At 39.3% G+C, this 17,820-nt stretch carries 32 protein-coding genes; all 32 read left to right on the forward strand.

The genetic code is table 11. From position 1 onward, the window contains the following. Nucleotides 1-6: 6 nt before the first annotated feature. The 32 genes from M2448_RS04800 to M2448_RS04955 all read left to right on the forward strand — a co-directional run bounded on the left by M2448_RS04800 (nucleotide 7) and on the right by M2448_RS04955 (nucleotide 17,807). Nucleotides 7-960, forward strand: a complete 954-nt coding sequence (locus M2448_RS04800) for a RecT family recombinase (protein WP_280646709.1) — start codon at nucleotides 7-9, stop codon at nucleotides 958-960. Nucleotides 961-973: 13 nt separating this feature from the next. Continuing rightward, nucleotides 974-1,705 carry an MBL fold metallo-hydrolase gene (locus M2448_RS04805; RefSeq protein WP_280646710.1) on the forward strand — a complete coding sequence of 244 codons (732 nt, stop codon included), beginning with the start codon at nucleotides 974-976 and terminating at the stop codon, nucleotides 1,703-1,705. Continuing rightward, complete coding sequence (locus M2448_RS04810) at nucleotides 1,702-1,887, forward strand: hypothetical protein (protein ID WP_280646711.1); 186 nt, start codon at nucleotides 1,702-1,704, stop codon at nucleotides 1,885-1,887. The genes M2448_RS04805 and M2448_RS04810 overlap by 4 nt, the downstream gene beginning before the upstream one ends. Continuing rightward, a complete protein-coding gene (locus M2448_RS04815; protein ID WP_280646712.1) occupies nucleotides 1,865-2,467 on the forward strand; it encodes a hypothetical protein in 603 nt (200 codons plus the stop codon). The genes M2448_RS04810 and M2448_RS04815 overlap by 23 nt, the downstream gene beginning before the upstream one ends. Further along, on the forward strand, nucleotides 2,464-2,925 hold the full coding sequence (locus M2448_RS04820) for a DUF4494 domain-containing protein (protein ID WP_280646713.1): 462 nt from the start codon (nucleotides 2,464-2,466) through the stop codon (nucleotides 2,923-2,925). Before M2448_RS04815 ends, M2448_RS04820 begins: the two co-directional genes overlap by 4 nt. A gap of 65 nt (nucleotides 2,926-2,990) precedes the next feature. Further along, the gene (locus M2448_RS04825; RefSeq protein ID WP_280646714.1) at nucleotides 2,991-3,767 is read left to right on the forward strand and encodes a hypothetical protein; all 777 of its coding nucleotides are present in this window, start codon (nucleotides 2,991-2,993) and stop codon (nucleotides 3,765-3,767) included. Then, complete coding sequence (locus tag M2448_RS04830; RefSeq protein ID WP_280646715.1) at nucleotides 3,751-4,416, forward strand: ATP-binding protein; 666 nt, start codon at nucleotides 3,751-3,753, stop codon at nucleotides 4,414-4,416. The genes M2448_RS04825 and M2448_RS04830 overlap by 17 nt, the downstream gene beginning before the upstream one ends. Before the next feature lie 31 nt (nucleotides 4,417-4,447). Then, the gene (locus M2448_RS04835) at nucleotides 4,448-5,167 is read left to right on the forward strand and encodes a DUF2786 domain-containing protein (protein WP_280646716.1); all 720 of its coding nucleotides are present in this window, start codon (nucleotides 4,448-4,450) and stop codon (nucleotides 5,165-5,167) included. A 73-nt stretch (nucleotides 5,168-5,240) separates the two neighbouring features. Next, nucleotides 5,241-5,717, forward strand: coding sequence for a hypothetical protein (locus M2448_RS04840; protein WP_280646717.1), 477 nt, complete (start codon nucleotides 5,241-5,243; stop codon nucleotides 5,715-5,717). 14 nt (nucleotides 5,718-5,731) lie between these two features. Beyond that, nucleotides 5,732-6,139, forward strand: a complete 408-nt coding sequence (locus tag M2448_RS04845; RefSeq protein ID WP_280646718.1) for an NUMOD4 domain-containing protein — start codon at nucleotides 5,732-5,734, stop codon at nucleotides 6,137-6,139. After that, nucleotides 6,117-6,335: a hypothetical protein gene (locus tag M2448_RS04850; RefSeq protein WP_280646719.1), complete on the forward strand. Its 219-nt coding sequence runs from the start codon at nucleotides 6,117-6,119 to the stop codon at nucleotides 6,333-6,335. Before M2448_RS04845 ends, M2448_RS04850 begins: the two co-directional genes overlap by 23 nt. Before the next feature lies 1 nt (nucleotide 6,336). Next, a complete protein-coding gene (locus M2448_RS04855) occupies nucleotides 6,337-7,014 on the forward strand; it encodes a hypothetical protein (RefSeq protein ID WP_280646720.1) in 678 nt (225 codons plus the stop codon). A 5-nt stretch (nucleotides 7,015-7,019) separates the two neighbouring features. Then, entirely contained in the window at nucleotides 7,020-7,535 is a 516-nt protein-coding gene (locus M2448_RS04860; protein WP_280646721.1) for a hypothetical protein, read from the forward strand. A 4-nt stretch (nucleotides 7,536-7,539) separates the two neighbouring features. Next, on the forward strand, nucleotides 7,540-8,145 hold the full coding sequence (locus tag M2448_RS04865) for a hypothetical protein (protein ID WP_280646722.1): 606 nt from the start codon (nucleotides 7,540-7,542) through the stop codon (nucleotides 8,143-8,145). Next, nucleotides 8,142-8,606, forward strand: a complete 465-nt coding sequence (locus tag M2448_RS04870) for a hypothetical protein (RefSeq protein ID WP_280646723.1) — start codon at nucleotides 8,142-8,144, stop codon at nucleotides 8,604-8,606. The genes M2448_RS04865 and M2448_RS04870 overlap by 4 nt, the downstream gene beginning before the upstream one ends. Further along, complete coding sequence (locus tag M2448_RS04875) at nucleotides 8,593-8,928, forward strand: hypothetical protein (protein WP_280646724.1); 336 nt, start codon at nucleotides 8,593-8,595, stop codon at nucleotides 8,926-8,928. Before M2448_RS04870 ends, M2448_RS04875 begins: the two co-directional genes overlap by 14 nt. After that, on the forward strand, nucleotides 8,925-9,152 hold the full coding sequence (locus tag M2448_RS04880) for a hypothetical protein (protein ID WP_280646725.1): 228 nt from the start codon (nucleotides 8,925-8,927) through the stop codon (nucleotides 9,150-9,152). The genes M2448_RS04875 and M2448_RS04880 overlap by 4 nt, the downstream gene beginning before the upstream one ends. A 2-nt stretch (nucleotides 9,153-9,154) precedes the next feature. Beyond that, a complete protein-coding gene (locus M2448_RS04885; protein ID WP_280646726.1) occupies nucleotides 9,155-9,724 on the forward strand; it encodes a hypothetical protein in 570 nt (189 codons plus the stop codon). 231 nt (nucleotides 9,725-9,955) lie between these two features. Beyond that, entirely contained in the window at nucleotides 9,956-10,204 is a 249-nt protein-coding gene (locus tag M2448_RS04890; protein ID WP_280646727.1) for a hypothetical protein, read from the forward strand. Further along, nucleotides 10,205-10,417, forward strand: coding sequence for a hypothetical protein (locus tag M2448_RS04895; RefSeq protein WP_280646728.1), 213 nt, complete (start codon nucleotides 10,205-10,207; stop codon nucleotides 10,415-10,417). A 1-nt stretch (nucleotide 10,418) separates the two neighbouring features. Then, nucleotides 10,419-10,748 (forward strand): hypothetical protein, encoded by a 330-nt coding sequence (locus M2448_RS04900; protein WP_280646729.1) that lies wholly within the window; start codon nucleotides 10,419-10,421, stop codon nucleotides 10,746-10,748. A gap of 5 nt (nucleotides 10,749-10,753) precedes the next feature. Next, nucleotides 10,754-11,125 carry a hypothetical protein gene (locus M2448_RS04905; RefSeq protein WP_280646730.1) on the forward strand — a complete coding sequence of 124 codons (372 nt, stop codon included), beginning with the start codon at nucleotides 10,754-10,756 and terminating at the stop codon, nucleotides 11,123-11,125. Continuing rightward, nucleotides 11,125-11,763: a hypothetical protein gene (locus M2448_RS04910; RefSeq protein ID WP_280646731.1), complete on the forward strand. Its 639-nt coding sequence runs from the start codon at nucleotides 11,125-11,127 to the stop codon at nucleotides 11,761-11,763. The genes M2448_RS04905 and M2448_RS04910 overlap by 1 nt, the downstream gene beginning before the upstream one ends. Before the next feature lies 1 nt (nucleotide 11,764). Further along, complete coding sequence (locus M2448_RS04915) at nucleotides 11,765-12,238, forward strand: hypothetical protein (protein WP_280646732.1); 474 nt, start codon at nucleotides 11,765-11,767, stop codon at nucleotides 12,236-12,238. Nucleotides 12,239-12,242: 4 nt separating this feature from the next. Continuing rightward, nucleotides 12,243-12,668 (forward strand): hypothetical protein, encoded by a 426-nt coding sequence (locus M2448_RS04920; protein ID WP_280646733.1) that lies wholly within the window; start codon nucleotides 12,243-12,245, stop codon nucleotides 12,666-12,668. 5 nt (nucleotides 12,669-12,673) lie between these two features. Further along, nucleotides 12,674-12,904 (forward strand): hypothetical protein, encoded by a 231-nt coding sequence (locus M2448_RS04925; protein WP_280646734.1) that lies wholly within the window; start codon nucleotides 12,674-12,676, stop codon nucleotides 12,902-12,904. Between the two features lie 77 nt (nucleotides 12,905-12,981). Beyond that, entirely contained in the window at nucleotides 12,982-13,434 is a 453-nt protein-coding gene (gene ssb, locus M2448_RS04930) for a single-stranded DNA-binding protein (protein ID WP_280646735.1), read from the forward strand. Further along, nucleotides 13,403-13,930, forward strand: coding sequence for a hypothetical protein (locus M2448_RS04935; RefSeq protein WP_280646736.1), 528 nt, complete (start codon nucleotides 13,403-13,405; stop codon nucleotides 13,928-13,930). The genes ssb and M2448_RS04935 overlap by 32 nt, the downstream gene beginning before the upstream one ends. A gap of 100 nt (nucleotides 13,931-14,030) precedes the next feature. After that, nucleotides 14,031-15,452: a site-specific DNA-methyltransferase gene (locus M2448_RS04940; RefSeq protein WP_280646737.1), complete on the forward strand. Its 1,422-nt coding sequence runs from the start codon at nucleotides 14,031-14,033 to the stop codon at nucleotides 15,450-15,452. After that, complete coding sequence (locus M2448_RS04945) at nucleotides 15,391-15,669, forward strand: S-adenosylmethionine decarboxylase (RefSeq protein ID WP_280646738.1); 279 nt, start codon at nucleotides 15,391-15,393, stop codon at nucleotides 15,667-15,669. The genes M2448_RS04940 and M2448_RS04945 overlap by 62 nt, the downstream gene beginning before the upstream one ends. Nucleotide 15,670: 1 nt before the next feature. Continuing rightward, a complete protein-coding gene (locus M2448_RS04950; protein WP_280646739.1) occupies nucleotides 15,671-16,336 on the forward strand; it encodes a hypothetical protein in 666 nt (221 codons plus the stop codon). 43 nt (nucleotides 16,337-16,379) lie between these two features. Continuing rightward, nucleotides 16,380-17,807 (forward strand): heat-shock protein Hsp70, encoded by a 1,428-nt coding sequence (locus tag M2448_RS04955; protein WP_280646740.1) that lies wholly within the window; start codon nucleotides 16,380-16,382, stop codon nucleotides 17,805-17,807. Nucleotides 17,808-17,820 lie beyond the last annotated feature (13 nt).

Below are 17,820 nucleotides of genomic sequence, written 5' to 3' on the forward strand. Positions count from 1 at the left end.
AATAACATGGGAAATGATGCCAACAATGCTGGTGGTGCAAATACGCAGGCACAGCAACAAACGCTTACTCAAAACGCAGTAGCATTAAAAAAATTTCAAGAGGAAACAACCGAGCAGGTACTAGCTAAGATTACCCTCATGCAAGAGGCTGGAGCTATCAAATTACCTGCTAATTATTCGGCTGGCAATGCTGTTAAACTGGGATGGCTTTACCTTATGGATGTAAAGGACAGGAATAATAAGCCAGCTGTAGAGGTTTGTACACGTGAAAGTATCTGTAATACCTTTTTTAAGATGGTTATTAAAGGGCTATCTGTAGCGAAAAAACAATGCTATTTCATTGTTTATGGCAACCAGCTAACTCTACAGGAGGATTACAGAGGTAATCTAATGATAGCAAAGCGGGATACTCCTATAGCCGATGTAAACCCACAAGTAATTTACGAGGGCGACAATTTTGTATATACGGTTGATGAAAATGGTTTGTACCAGCTGGTGAAGCATGAGACCAAACTAGAGAACATTAACATAGACAAAATTACTGGAGCTTATGCAGTAGTTATAAATAAAGATGGCTCGAAAAGGCTGGAAATTATGACTATAGCACAAATCCGTAACTCATGGACGCAAGGTGCTGCTGGTGGCAAAAGTGGTGCGCATGTAAAGTTTACAGACCAAATGTGCAAGAAAACAGTTATCAACCGAGCATGTAAAATTGAGATTGGCAGCAGCGATGATAGCGCAATTATGGGAGATGATGATGATGTGGATGCAGTACTAGATATACCAGTAGAAGAAAGAAAGAGCGCACTGGAGCAAGGTACTACAATAGTGGATGCAACGGATATTACCTATGAGGAAGTAAAAGAAACTCCAGAAGCTACACCTACAGCGGAAGCCCCCCAGCCAGAGCAAACAGCAAAAGGTACAAAAGGCACACAAAAAGATTGCCCAATTTAATAAGTAGCAGATAATGGAACTAAAGATACTAGGCAGCTCCTCACATGGGAACGGATATATACTGGAGGCAGATAATGAGGCTCTGATTATAGAGGCTGGTGTTAAGCTGCTGGAGGCAAAGAAAGCCATAAATTTCAACCTTTCCAAAGTAGTGGGCTGCTTAGTATCTCACCAACACAACGACCATGCTGGCAATGCTCTGGAGTATGCCAGTGCAGGTGTAATCGTGCTAGCCTTGCCAGAGGTAATAATAGCTAAAAATATAGAGCGGAATTATAAAACGATTGAGTTTGGGAAAGGGTACAAGATGGGTAATTTCAAGATACTACCTTTTGAGCTTATGCACGATGTACCATGTGCAGGTTTTTTAATTGAGCATCCCCAGAGCGGAAAAGTGCTGTTTATTACCGACACATACGCATGCAAGTATAGGTTTACAGGCTTATCCCACATACTTATCGAAGCCAATTACGCAGATGATATTTTAACAGATAATATACTGGAGGGTAGATTACCACAAGTAATGCGCAAAAGACTATTAACAAGCCACATGGAGATAGAGAGTACAAAAGAGTTTTTGCGCTCCAGCGACTTAAAACAGGTACGCAATATTGTATTACTCCATTTAAGCGATGGAAATAGTAACGAAAAGCGGTTTGTTGATGAGTGCAAGGCTGTTACTGGGAAAAAGGTAGTAGCTGCTAATGCAGGGATGGTTATACAATTTGGAGCTTTACCATTATGAGATATTTAACAGAGGCAAATGCTAAGACTGTGATTGAAGCTCTGGAGGAAAAGATAACCGAGCTACAGCAGCTACCTAAAAAGGGCTTACGATTACAAAATAAGATAAGATTGATGCAGATTGCATTAAGTGATTTACAAAAAAATAAAATTAAGAAAAATGGAAGTATTAAAAGCAAATAAGCAGGAGGTATTAAACTGCTTTAACAAGGCTGCACAAGGAAGTGATGCCAGAACAATACTAAAGCAACTCTTTGGAGATGCAGTATTTGAGTTTGATTACAGAAGTATAAAAACGGTTGAAGATGCCTATAAAGCTATGGGTATAGACCAAGTAAACCCATTTTTCTCTAATACCCCAAAATTCGGGTTGCCATTGCTTGATATGGCTCTGGCTTCCTCTGGAGCTCTATTTGATTTGTGGGTGGTATGTGCTGCCATAAATAACGGCAAATGGGTAGACCAAGACGGATGGGGATATTACCCTTACTGGGTGCTATACTCCAAAGAGGAGATTGCGGAAATGGGCGAGGCTGAACGTAAAAAGCAGAATATTTGCCTCCTTGCTGGTGTCACTGCGCATCATGCGGAGTTTGCGGGTGTGCGTGGAGCGTATGCGGGTCGTCGTGGCTCGTATTCGGCTACGTATGGAGGTTTTCCCTTGTGCCTGAACGACAGCGAAAGGGCTATTTACTGTGGAAATCAATTCAGAGAGCTCTGGTTTAAGTATTACGGATTTATTTTAAAGGAGGGGCAAAAATGATGTGGTTTCAATGTAAAGTTAGTTACGAGAAGATTGCCGAAAATGGCATGAATGTAAAAGTAACCGAGCCCTATTTAGTTGATGCTCTTAGCTATACGGAGGCAGAGGCACGGATTATAGAGGAAATGCAGCCCTACATAAGCGGTGAGTTTACGATAGCCGATATTAAAAGAGCAAACTATGCAGAGATTTTTAATAGAGATGATGAGCAAGCAGACCGCTGGTGGGAATGTAAGGTAGAGTATATAACTCTGGATGAAAAAAGCGGTTCGGAAAAACGTACAGGGGTAAGGATGCTGGTAAAAGCCACTGATTTAAAAAATGCCTATGATGAATTAATCATAGGTATGAAAGATACAATGGCTGATTACTGGGTTAAAAACATAAAGGAAACACCCATTATGGATATTTTCCCATACAGTGCGACAACCGAGCAGACAGAGGAGACTGGTAACTAATCAATAAAATGTACCACTGTGCTAGAGAAAATAGTACAGTGGGCATAAAAAGGAGTGATTTTTTAATGAAAGGTTGGATTTGCTTACATAGACAATTTCTTAAATGGGAATGGGCGGGTGACCCTAACATGGTAGCTCTGTTTGTTTACCTACTCTTAATGGCAAACTCGGAAGAGGGCTATAAGTGGAAAGGAATTACATTAAATAGAGGCGAATTATTAACCAGCCTACCTAGAATAAGCAAGGATACTGGCTTAACAATACAGACCGTGCGCACATGCTTAAATCGGTTAAAATCAACAGGCGAAATAACAGACAAAACAACAAACAAATTTAGGGTAATAACTATCTGTAAATATGGAGATTATCAAGACTTCAACAAAAAGGATAACAGCCAAACTAACAGGCAAACTAACAGCCAGCCAACAGGCAAGCAACATCCAACTAACATCATTCAACAAAATAACAATATAACAAGTGATAACAATAATAATGATAGTATGAATGATTTAGAATTGATGTTTGAGGATTTTAGGAAAGCCTATAAGGGTACAAAAAGAGGCTTTAAGCTGGAGTTTGAGAACCTAAAAAAGAAACGCCCGAAAGATTGGCGGGAAGTTGTGCCAAAGTTAATGCCTGCATTGGAGCGATTGATAGAGTGGAGAGAGCAGGCGCAGAGTGCTGGAAAATTTGTGCCAGAGTGGGCAATGCTGCAAACGTGGATTAACCAGAGTAGATGGGAAAGTGAATTAGAAACAATTAACGAAAATGGAAGCAATAAAACTGGATACAATAATAAGGAGAATGGAGCGGGAGCACCAAACTATGACGAAGAGTTTTGAGGATTTGAGTAATGAGGATGTATATTCTCAACATGCAAACCTTACAATTCACATAGCAAACCAGCTGCTATTACCACAACGGAGGACATTTGTAGTGGATGATAGGAACAAACAAATAATGCGCTTTTTACTCTATTACTTTAATGATTGCCCTCTGGCAGAGGAGGTTTTCCCCGATAAGCATTACAAGTTGCACAAAAACTTGCTCATTTGTGGGGATGTGGGTACTGGTAAAACGCTCCTGATGCAAATATTTTCCGAATATTTGAAATACACCGATAACCCGAACCACTTTCACAACCTATCAGTAACGCAAATGGTGAACTATTATACCATACACAATAACCTTGATAGGTACACCTACAATGAGGAGAGTAGCGTAGGGTTTCAGATAAAACCAGTAAACATTTGCTTGAATGATATAGGAATTGAAAGCAAGGTACATTTTGGGATGGATACGAAAGTATTAACCAATGAGTTCCTGCATGCTCGTAATGAGGTTTGGGTACATTACCGCAAACATGGGCACTTAACCACCAATTTATCTGTAGCCCAGTTGAAAGAAGAATTTGCCGATAGCTTTGGTAGGCTGGTAGATAGGTTCAAAACGTATAACGTAATCGCCATGACTGGCGAAAGTAGGAGGTAAAAAAATAAAATAATAAAATAATAACAGCTTTATGGAAAACAAGAAAGAAGCAATTAAAAGGAAAATCAAGGCTCTATTGGTAAGAACTACAGAAAATGGAGCTACAGAGGCAGAAGCTCTGGCAGCAATGGCTAAAGCAAAAGAGTTAATGATGGAGTATTACATCTCCGAGCATGAGCTAACCGACCCCTACGCATTTGAAAAGTGTGTTTTTAAAGAGGTAGATTTAATTAAATCTGGGTATGAACTTGGAGGATTTTATAACTCCTTAACCAGATTGTTTGATTGTGAATATTTCTACAACTACAAACGTATCTCATTCTTTGGATTTGAGGAAGATACCGAGCTATGCGCTTACTTCTACACTTTCATCATTCGGGCATGTATGGCTGAAAAAGACAAGTATATGAACTCCAAAGAGTGTAAGGCTCTCAAAAACATTTATCATGGTAGAACTCTGGCAGCTTCTTTTGTTAAAGGTTTTATCTGGGGTATTAGCCAGAAAATGGAGGATATGTACCAAAGCAGGAAAAAAGATTTGCCCGAAGAGGTTGGGTTGATGGTAATTGATAAAAGGAACAAAGTTAATACCCAGTTTGAAGAGCAAAATTTGAAAATAAAAACCCATAGGAGCAACCTAGAGATAAAGCAATATAGTGCTTTTCTTGATGGGGAACATAAGGGGTTAAGTACAGAGTTAAATTATGCTCTAAACGGAGGTCAAAAAGAAGTATTATCATTACCAGAATAGAGAAACGCATAATTTTTACATAGTAACACATTGTAAAAGCGTGTATATACGCCACGTAAATAAAGAAAATGATATGAAAAATAGAATAGAAAGATTAAAGCTGGCAGTGCTCCTATTAACTGTAAATTTTTTAGCTGGGCACTCAAAAGCAGGAAAACCTACAGGATTTGCTGATGCATATAAAAGCAAAATAAAACTGCATACGATGCGGGAAAACTACGAGTACTGGGCTGCCAAAGTAGAGAAAATAAATGCTGGCAAAATGGAGCTTAGTATTAGGCAATGGGCTGGTAAACCATATAATAGTAACCAGAGCGAACTAGACCGTTTGCAGCATGTGCATTTGCAACGCTTTGAAATGTACTGGTATAAAAGCCAGAGAGAAAAAGGAGAATTACCCACTGTTTGCATTGATGGGAAGCTCTACACGGATGTAAAAACTCTTGCTGCAAATGATGGGCTAGAGCTGGAGGATTGGTTAGAGTGGTTTTTCAAGAAAAAAGAGACGGTTAGCGGGTGTATAATACATTTTACTGATTTCAAATACTAATTATTGTGGGAGCTATGGACGAACAATGGAGACCCGTAATGGGGTATGGAGGCTACGAGGTAAGTAATTTAGGTAATGTTCGCAAGCAGGGGCAAACAAAGCATCTGAAAAGGTGTACAGGGTATGGTATGAGGCGTGTTGTTTTGCGTTCTGGAAACGATTTTCACCTAATATCAGTGGCAAAATTAGTATTGGAGGCTTTTACTGGAAAAATGCCCAAAGGCATGAAGCCAAGTTGTATGGATGGTAATTATGAGCACTTAGAGCTAACAAATTTATGCTGGGTGGTACGGAGGCAAAAAAAATACAAGAAAACAAAAAGACAGCCGACAAAGCCCAGCACCACTATGGAGGATTTAATAAACAGGCATAGTAAATACATAAAAAAACAAAATGGAGATGGGAGCAACAGCACGCAGTAATTTTTTTGCAGATAAGGCTAACATGGAGAGCCAAGTATTATCTCTGGTAGAAGATTTTGCTAAAAAACATGGGGTATCTGTAGTATTTACAGCAGATATAGCTGTAGAACAGGAGTGTATTTGTGAAGTAGGCAAACCAGATAGGGTGATTGCCAATATTGTAACAAAAAAGAGTTATAAAGTTAATATCGAATAGTATGGGATTAAATAATTCAAAAGGCAATATGTATGATTTTGTAACTCATACATGGAACGCAATAAAAGGAGCATGTTTGCATGATTGCTCATATTGTTATATGAAGCGGTGGGGCAAATTAAATCCAGTACGGTTGGATGAGAGCGAGTTTAAGACAGATTTGGGAGCTGGCAACTTCATTTTTGTTGGTAGCAGCTGTGATATGTTTGCAGAGGATATACCAGAGGAATGGATACTAAAAGTATTAAACTTTTGCTATCAGCATGACAACAGGTACTTAATCCAATCAAAGAACCCTGCAAGGATTTTAGAGTTTATCAATCATCCCATTTTTTCAAAGAAAGCAGTTGTATGTACTACTCTGGAGAGTAATGTTTTTTATCCAGAGGTAATGAAAAACTCTCCTGCACCATTAGATAGAAGTGCAGCAATGAGCCAGATAAGCCATTGCGGTGTACCTACCTATGTTACCATTGAGCCAATAATGGAGTTTAGCAGCCTAGTGCTATTTTCTGAAATGATTAAACAATGCAATCCAGTACAGGTAAATATTGGAGCTGACAGCGGGAATAATCACCTACCAGAGCCCTCTATTGAAAAAATAGAGGAGCTAATAAATGCAATAAAAGAGTTTACAACAATTAACCGTAAAAGTAACTTAAAGAGAATTTTAAAATAAAAATTATGAGAATAGAGGAACAAATATGCTCTATTGAGCAAGCCAAAAAACTAAAAGAGTTGGGGTTAGTACAATCAAGCAGCTTTTATTATGTAAATAACTGGAGAAATCCACGCTGCCAGCCTATTAATGATGGTGAGCATATTGTACAAGGATGTGAAAAGCATATAACCAAACTGAAAGGTCGGGAAAGAGGTACAGAGGTTGAGTTTGTTTCAGCTTATACAGCAACCGAGTTGGGAGTATTGTTGCCCAATATATTACCATACAGAACTGTGGGTTATGGTATAGTACTTAGACAGGCTTTTCCAGATGGGAAAGAGCAAGATTATTATATGGCTGAGTATGTAGAAGTTTATTCTGACCTTGATTATGGTGCTACGGTATATGAGGGTACTGGGGAAACAGAAGCTCAATCACGTGCATGTCTCCTTATTGAGATGATAAAAGCTGGACATATTGAGGTAAAAGCTATAAATGAAGCGTGTTGCCCAGAGAAAGAAGAAACTCCTTTTTTTTAATATTATGAACAAAATTAGAAATGCAATCTGTGTAGCACTGCTACAGCTGGTGGTAAAGATTAGTAACTACCAGACTAAAAGCTGGGAGGTTAAAACGGATGGCTGTTTTAGAACCTATAAACAAATAAAGTTTAGCATACTGCACCCAGAGCCAGATATGATACATATTGAGGATATAGCAAAAGGGCTGGCATACAAACCTCATTTCTCTGGTTTTTCCCCTCAATTCTTTTCTATTGCAGAACATAGCCTTTTAGTAGAGCGGATAGTAGCAGCAAGTAACCCAGAAAACTATTATGAACGTTTAGAGGCTCTTTTGCATGATGGCTCGGAGGCTTATACTGGAGATATGATTAAGCCATTAAAAAACCTCCTGCCAAACTTTGTGGTTATTGAAAAGCGCATACAGGCGGTTATTTACAAACGTTTTGGCATATTCCCTAAAGGAGTAAAGCAAGCTGATAACGTAGCACAGGATATTGAGGCTGCTGTGTTTTACGGTAAAGCAAAGTACGATGAGATAAGATACCTTACTCCAGATAGTGCATACACAGACTTTTTGAATAAGTATAATTACCTAATGTATAAAATAAACGAGAAAAACCAATGAAAACAGCTTTAGAAGAGATGGCAGATAACATCCGCAATGCCCAAATAGCAGAGCAAGAACAATTATCAAATGCGGATAAATTGAGAGTACAAAGTGAGGCGAATTATATTCTTGAAGAGTTTGAAACGGCTTTTGCTCCAGAGCTTGAAATATTAAAAGAATCTGGGGTTACATGGAGTGCCCAGCATCAAGATAAAAGGTACTCTTCGCAAGGCTTCTATATCCAGTTTGAGAGAGAGGGTAAAATATTAAAGATGGATTTCTCAAACCGACATTCATACAGGTATGAGCATGTGCCATATAGCAGCAACCGAACTGGCTCTATGACCTATGGTAGCTGGAGTAAAGAACAGTTTATACTTTTTATCCATGATGGGTTATTTGGAAATAGAGATTATGCTACAGCTCCAGAGGAGGAAGTAGGAACAAACAAAAATAAAGAAGACAATGGAAAAATTTAATGGCACAAGAGGTAAATGGCAGCTTACAACATCTGCTTTAGAATGCGATCACAATACAGAGATAGCAACAATTTGGGGTGATAGTGAGTATGGAGAGGGAGCAACCTTAATCGCTCACATAGACAAAGGTGCTGGTGATGAGAAAGCACTAGCTAATGCGAACCTGATTGCAGCAGCTCCAGAACTGCTAAAGACACTGCAAGGTATGCAGCTCTCAATGATGGCACACCCAGACTATGTTAGCGGTGAAAATCAAGAGTTTATAGACTATGTAGATATAGCACAGGAGGTAATTAACAAAGCATTGGGTATTGAGCAATGAAAACAATTAAAGATTTTATCTGGTGGCTCTCTGTAGGTGGTGTTTTCAAACGCTACTGGGATAATATAGAGTATTTCTGTAATGATAAGAATGTTTTGGTAAGCGATTTTATACAAAACATGGATGCCAATAAGCCCGATACTTTGTTTTGGGTTGCAGAAAATGAACTCTTGTTTTTTAAGGAGGCTAAAGAGAAATATATTAACTGGTTAAAAGATAATTGATTATGAGCAACAAAAATATACCAGCAGAAATAGTTAAGCACTATGTAGAACTTAACTGGAAACTCCGAGAAGCAAGCGAGTTACCATACGGAGAGGAGAGTGATAAATATGAGTATTTGGAAACACATTACACATATTACACCTTGCCAAAAGGTTTGAGCGATGATGATAAACTAATTTGCATGCTCTTACTATTACATCAAACAGAAAGAGGGTTAGTTAAAAAGGAGCTCAAAGAAGCATTTGGCTGGAGCAAATACAAATCTGGTAAGATAGCACGGCAAAACCCTTATTGTAATACAGTAACCCTGCTTTGTGAAAATGGTGGCTATGGAGGCATAGGGTATGCTTTAGATTGGGATATGCACCGTGCCATGTTAGCATACTGTGCAGAGCATTACCCATGCACAAAGTGTACTAAACTAAGTAAATGGGAAAGCCAAAGGTTTCCTAGAAAAGATGCTATAGGTTATTGTTCGCTTGATACCCAGTGCCAAAGGTACTGTAATAGTGGGTGCGTTAATGGGCGTTATGAATTAATGGAAGAGCATGAGGTTTGCGCTACGGAATAAATCAAAGCTGATTAAAGCCTTTGGAGAGCCTTTCTATCTCCAGCTTATAAAATGCCTATCAAATCATTTTGAGAGCAATGTGCAAATTGATAGGCTGGAAATAGAGGGCTTAAACTACCAAGTTATTGAAGTGCCAAAGAGCTCCAGCGAGATTTACCAGTTCGCAGTAACCAGAGAGATGTACGATGTATTAACTCTGGCATATTATAAAACAGTAGAACGATAGAGAGTATGTACAATAAAAGAACATGGATAAACAAAGATAATTCTCCGTCCACAGGCAATGTAGTGGCTTTTGATGGAGAAGTAGACTGGGGGGATGGGAAAACACGGAGTATATTTCTCTCTGTTTCAGATTGTAATGTATCGGCAAGGTTGCATAAATCACATGATGATACAGTAGAAGACTTTATTGATAAAATGAAGTTATTACGAGATGAGATAAATTTATTTATTAATCACCTAGAGGCAAACAAATAAATGGCAACACATACATTAAAAACAAACCTAAAAGGGCTAAAGCGATGGGCTTGGCGCAAAAATCTAAGCGGTTTTTTTATTGTAAATGGCAAAGAGCTTACTGATGCACAGGTAAGAACAATGGTAGAATGGGCTATCAACAAAGGCTATGAATACGATGCCGACATACCAGAGAAAGAGGTGATAGAATTATTAAACCTACAAAACCAATAATATGGCAGCATTTGAGTATATAAAAACGACCTACAAAGTGCCTGCTGAAATCGGCAGGGAAATTCTCTATAAGGGAGATAAAAAAGGTGAGCGAAAGGGCATTATAGTTGAAGATAGGGGCAACTATATCGGGGTAAACTTTTACGATACGAAACCAGAGGATATAGTACCATTGCACCCTACATGGGAAATAGAATATCTGGGTATTGGGGAGATAAGGAAAGTTTCAAAATCAAGGATGAGAGCTAAACAACGGTATGAGGAATACCGTAGCGCAGATTGGTACTCTGGTACATTTGCCGAATGGCTGGGAATTAAACCTAAAAAGTAAGCACTATGAAAAGAGTACAAACAGCAAAAGAGCTTGATGCTTTTATTAAGAACAAAGGGCATAAGAATATAGGGTACATGCACCAACGTATGAAATACGATTGTGAACAATCACGCAGAGAGAAAGCACTTGCAAGGGCATGGAGGAAAGATAATTTATGCAATTCATGGAAAAATAGCGGGTTTGGTGTATTGCAAGATTTATTTATAAACACCGAGCACAGAGATAGAACCTATCATTTCCCAATAAGTATAATTTCAAAACGAGATAGAGTAATTGCAGCAACGGTTATCCAATGGCTGGGCTCTAATTGTGGTTTCTCATGGCTGTGTGATGTAATGAAAAGATGCGGATATAAAATAACAAAGATAAACTAATGGCAAAAATAAGATTATCAAACTTTGGTGCTCCAGAGAGCGAGTACGAAACAAAATATGATTGGGGCTTTTTCTGCCAATCAGGTGCAAATGGTGTAGTGTTCTCACAAAAAGGTAATTATCAGACAGCATTTTTTGAGGCATTCCCACGCAATCCAAAATGCTTTATACGTGGAGAGGGTGCAACAGTGGAGGAAGCCGAACAGGATGCATGGGAGCAATGGCAAAAAATACAGGTGTGTAATCACGAAATGGAGCGTAGGAATAGGAAAGATGGCTATGGGTACTGTAAATATTGCACCTATTCTGATATGGTATTTGAACCACTTACCAAGTGTTGTAAGTGTGGAGAGCCTACCAGATACACAACTGATAATAAAGAGCATTGGTACTGTAAAAAGCACTCCAGAAACATACCTAAAAGGTTAAAGCAAGAGTGGATGCTTGATAGGCACAAGCGTTTACCACGTGTAACCAAAAAGGTAATGAAAAAAGGTGCAGCCATAAAACTGACTGGCAGCAAATACGGCAAAGTTAAGTTTGAGTACAAGGTAACTATTGCTTTTAGAGCTAATGGTTACAGGCTGGATATATTTAACCGCAAACAGCGGAGGTTGTTAATTCAAATGGGTAAATGATATGCACTATAAACAGGAATATAATTACGGATGTGGACTATATACCATTGCAAATGTATTGCAAGATGGTGAAATTATTACTCCCAGAAACATTGAAGCATCTAAAAATGGGAATAATCTGGGGCAACTGAATAAATGGCTATGGGAAAGAGATTATGATATTTGGATTGGTATGTTACGGTATAACAATCAAGAGCCAATTGAAATATTTGATTTAAAACCAGATTTTGAAGCAGATGAGCGGGTGTTATGGTATCCCTTTATGATTGTGGTTATATCTACATCAAATAGAAATCACATGATAGGTTGCCGTTATATGAGGGATAGGAGCATAATTGTACATGATTCATTACAAGATACCGAAATGGTATTTAAGAGCTTTGATTTATTTGAGGAGCATTACAAAGGTAGAGTATTATCTTTTGAGTGTTTCTATACGTTAAAAAATGAAACAGTTGCAATAGTAAAAACATAAAAGCATGAGTAGCATAAAGCCTAAAGTGCTAAGGAAGCACATAAAAAGAGACAAACGAATGCTCCGACTTTTATATAGAAAAGGATTGCTAGATGCATGGATGGATTCACATATTCATTGGGCAGCATACAGGAGCTTCAATAATAGGTTTAACAAAAACCATCTGTATCATATAGAACCGTATTACTGGATTGAAGATTATTGGGGAGAGGGAGATGAAAGAGAGCTAATATCTGATGTTATAGATAACCATATATGGGAAACATTAAACCCAAAAGATGAGCACTTTAACGTAGAAAGAGAGTTTTACAAGTGGCACAAAGAGCATAGTTCTTTCAAAAAAATGATGAACTACCTGCATTCATTGCCTACAAAGAGGCGTGATAGTGGAATTAATAAATATCTGAAAATCAACTTAACAGATTTATAAAGTATATGGAATGTGTATATGAAATAAAAATTACTCGCGAAATAGTAATGGAGGCTGCAAAAAAGGCAGCAGAAAATTTTTGTAAAGAGTTAAATGGTGGTATATATACAGACAGGACAGGAGACTTACGAAACACATTCGGCTATGTTATTAAAAATGATACGATTGTTATTTTGAAAGGAATGATTGTTATTGGAACGGTAAATATACCAATGCCTGCCGACCCTACTAAGTAGTTATTATAGTAGTGTGTGTTTAGTAATATAGTAATAAATATAAATAATTAGAATTACAAAGAAAAAAGGGTAAAAAAATGGGAAGTTTAAACAGAGTACAATTAATAGGCAATTTGGGTAAAAATCCAGATGTGCGGACTATGGATAATGGCAATAAAGTTGCCTCTTTCTCAATAGCAACTACAGAGCCAGCTTATTCTTTAGCCAATGGCATAAACGTACCAGAGCGCACAGAGTGGCATAACGTAATAGCATGGGGTGCTTTGGCTGGAGTAGCAGAGAGGTTTTTACAAAAAGGACAACAGGTTTTTTTAGAGGGTAAACTAAGAACCCGAAGCTATGAGAAAAACCAAGCTAAGCACTATGTAACGGAAATAATGTGCGAGAGAATAACGCTTTTGGGTGGTAATTCGGGGCAAAATTCGCAATATCAGCCCCAAAGTGGCACAAATGTACCAGTGCAGGAAAATAATACAATGTCGAGCACGACATCAAACAATGGAGGCTATACAGATGATTTACCATTCTAAAAAATACGATAACATTGTGGCTATTGACCCTGATGTAGATAAGTCTGGAGTGGCATACCTAAAAAGAGCTACACGGCAATTGGAGGTTTCAAACCTTACTTTTCCCCAGCTGCTTGATTACTTACAGCATGTTAAACAAGTGCGAGACAATGAGGGTGAGAGTGTTATTATTGTTGTGGAAGCTGGCTGGCTTATAAGTAGTAATTGGCATCTAAAATCAAAAGACAATAAAAAAATTGCAAGCGCAAAAGGTAATTCCACTGGGAGAAATCACGAGGTGGGAAGAAAAATTGTAGAGATGTGCAAGCATTACGGATTAGATGTACATGAGCAATACCCTCTTAAAAAGAGTTGGAAAGGTAACGAGGGGAAAATAACCCATGAAGAGTTATCAAGTATTACAGGTTTAATGGGTAGAACAAACCAAGAGGCAAGAGATGCAGCTTTAATAGCATGGCATTATGCAGGTTTACCCATAAGGCTAAAAGCTATGTAAACTTTCTACTTTCATCTTTTGACTACAAGGCGTGTATATATATCACGCCTTTTTTATTTCCTTTGCAATCAAACGCAAATAAATCAAACGGTTATTAAATATGAAAGCAGAGAAAGTGTCTTTGGGTAAGATTGTCTTAAACGACAGCAACCCACGAACAATAACGGACGAGAAGTTTATAAAGCTGGTAGAGAGCATCCTAGTATTTCCTAAAATGCTGGAGTTACGCCCAGTGGTGCTGGATGAGAACTACATAGCACTGGGTGGTAACATGCGTACACGTGGGCTGCAATGGATAGTAACAGCTACACAAACGCAGATTGAGGAGCATTTACAACGGCAAAGCAAATACAGGCTCTTAACCGAGTATGAGCAACAGCAGCTTATAAACTTCTGGCTGGAGTGGAAGAGAAACCCAATGGTTTACTGTGTGTTTGCTGATGATTTAACAGAGGATGAGCGTAACGAATTTATCGTAAAAGATAATGTTGGCTTTGGTAGCTGGGATATGGATATACTGGCTAATGAGTTTGATGAGCAGTTGCTACTTGATTGGGGTATGGATGTTTGGCAAATGGATGGTGGGGATGATAACGGAGCTGGAGGCAAAGAGAAGCATGGCAGCCTACTGGATAAGTTTGTTGTTCCTCCATTTACGATACTGGATACTAGGCAGGGCTACTGGAGAGAACGTAAAGAGGTTTGGCGGGCACTCATAGATGATAATGGAGAAAGCAGGGAGGGTACACTTGCAAACGGTGAAACAAACTGTATGGCATCCATAAACAATGGGGTTTCGCTCCTTGACCCAGTAATGGCAGAGATTGTTTGTAGGTGGTTTGGCATTGAGGGTGGCAAAGCCTTTGATTGTTTTGCGGGTGATACAGTATTTGGATATGTAGCAGCTACTCTGGGGCACTCCTTTACTGGCATAGAGTTAAGAGAGGAGCAAGCAGCATTAAACAATGAGCGGGTTGCTGGTATGAGTGCAGAGTACATTTGCGATGATGGGCAAAACGTATTAAAGCACATAGGCAAAGGTACACAGGATTTGCTGTTTAGTTGTCCTCCCTACTTTGATTTGGAGGTGTACAGCGATAAACCGAACGATGCCAGCAACCAGAGCACCTATAAGGGCTTTTTGGAGATACTGGATAAAGCATTTACCGATGCTCTGGTGTGCCTTAAAGATGATAGGTTTGCTGCCATTGTAGTTGGAGACATCCGAGATAAGCAAACTGGCTTTTATCATGATTTTGTTAGCGACATCAAAGATATATTTAAGCGCAATGGTGCTCCTCTCTATAATGAGATGATAATTATTGAGCCCATAGGCACATTACCCCAGCGTGTGCAGCGATATATGAAAAACCGAAAGGTCGGCAAATGCCATCAGAATGTACTGGTATTCTACAAAGGCGACCCAGATAAAATTAAGGATAACTATAAACTTATTGAGTATGCAAGCGAAGATTTGGAATCATTCGGCATGGATAACGGAGACAGCACCAGCGAAGATTAAGGCAGAGTTTAATGCCATACTAAAGCAAAGCGGATTTAAGGTACTGGAGCTAACAGAGCACCATTTTAACCCACAGGGCTATACAGCACTATGGCTACTGGCAGAAAGCCATTTTGCTGTACATACTTTCCCAGAGTACGGTAAAACCTACATTGAGCTATCAAGCTGCAATATGGAGTATTACGCAAAATTCATTGAGCTAACAAAGGATTTGTAACATGGATACCCAAGAGTTAAACAATAGACAACAGCGGAAAGGCAGGCAGATAAAGCAGGCTAGACTGGAGATAGTGGCTGAACTCTACAAGAGGGGTAAGAGCATCAGGCAGATTGCAAAAGAGGTAAAGGTACGGCTGAACTTAGATAAAATGCCCAGCACGCAAACCATATTTGCCGATACACAGCTATTACTTAAAGAGTGGAGAGAGTACCGAATAACCAACACAGATGAGCTGGTACAGCTGGAGCTGGAGCGCATAGATGATGCCATTGTTGAGCTCTGGGATGCATGGAATAAAAGCAAGCAGGATTACCAAGCATCCAACCGCAAACAAAAAGCCCAGATTGAGAAAGCAGGTAAGGAGAAAGGGGAAGATGGAGAGCCCAAAGGTAAAGACGGCAAGGTTACTCCATACTATCTGGAAGAGGGCAAAAAGGAGGTACGCAAATATGGTGATGTTAGCTACATATCCGAGATAAGGCAACAGCTCCAAGAGAGGCGCAAACTACTGGGCTTGTACGCTCCAGATAAGAGAGAATTAACAGGGGCAAATGGCAAGCCGTTAAACCCACCACAAAGCCAAATTAACTTAGATGAGCTAACAGAGGAAGAGCAAAATGTATTGTTCCAGATAGCATTAAAACGTGAGCGGAAGCAACAGTAACATAGTAATTGATGATGCACTACTAGATAATATACAAGCTAAAATGTGCAAAAAACGCTTTTACCATTTCGTAGAAGCGTTTTGGAGCATTATTATACCAGAAGAGCCTGTATTTAATTGGCACATTGAGTATCTGTGTGATGAGCTGCAAGAATTGGCATACTATATAATAAACAGATTGCCAAAGCCTTACGATTTAATAATAAACATTCCCCCCGGTACAACAAAGAGTACCATTGTTACCATAATGTTCCCTGCATGGCTCTGGACTGTGGATGCCAGATTGCGGGTTATTAGTAGCTCTTATTCCTCCGATGTGAGCCTAGACCATGCACAGAAGAGTAAGGATATTATCACAAGTGATAAGTACCAGAGGCTATTTCCAGAGGTACAAATACGTAGGGATAAATCAGGTAAGGGGTTCTATGGTAACATCTCTGGAGGTGAGCGTTATGTAACATCTACTGGCTCTGCTGTTACAGGTAAGCACGCCCATGTAATTATCAATGACGACCCCCAGAACCCAAAACAGGCAGAGAGTGATGTAATGAGGCTACAAGCCACCGAGTTTACAAAAACGCTATCCACACGTAAAGTAAACAAGAAAAACACTCCTACCATAACCATTATGCAGCGATTGCATGAGGATGATGTTACAGGGTATTTGCTCAAAAAGAAAGGCGAAAAGATAAAGCACATTTGTTTGCCAGCAGAGCTAAGCGAGCATGTAAAACCAGTGGAGCTAAGAGAAAAGTATGTCGATGGGCTGCTAGACCCTGTACGGCTAGATAAGGAGGTTATAGAGGAAGCACGCACTGATTTGGGTACAAGGGGATTTGCGGGGCAATATGAGCAAACACCAGCCAGTGATAAGGGTAACATTATTAAAAAAGAATGGTTTGGGCACATATCTCTTGCCCAGTTCCTTGCTGTGCGTGGTGGTGCTCCCATGCACTTTTTCATTGATACAGCATACGATGAGAAAAAGAAGAAAACAGACAACGACCCCAGTGGTATTCTGGCAGCATGTAAAATCGGAAACCAGCTATTCATTTACCATGCCCAAAAGGTATGGAAAGAGTTTCCCGACCTCATACGCTTTTTGCCAGAGTATTGCGATGCGTGGGGATACGATGGGCGTAGCACGTTACGCATTGAGCCCAAAGCCAATGGTAAGAGCGTGGTGCAACAATTAAGAGATAGTACAGACTTGAATGTAACAGAAACACCAACCCCAATAGACAGCAAGGCTACAAGGCTAAAAACCGCTAGCCCTAAAGTTGAGTGTGGGCGTGTGATTTTGGTAGATGGTGATTGGAATGAGGATTTTGTAGAGGAAATATGCAAGTTCCCAAGTATGACACATGATGAGTATGTGGATATACTTTACTATGCTATTGAGTACTTCCTATTGAATGACTTAACATTACCAGAGGGCATATCTAAATCATCGTTTGGGGGGCTTTTATAATATGAATATTAAC

The sequence above is a fragment of the Dysgonomonas sp. PF1-14 genome (assembly GCF_029892965.1).
Taxonomy (GTDB): Bacteria; Bacteroidota; Bacteroidia; order Bacteroidales; family Dysgonomonadaceae; genus Dysgonomonas.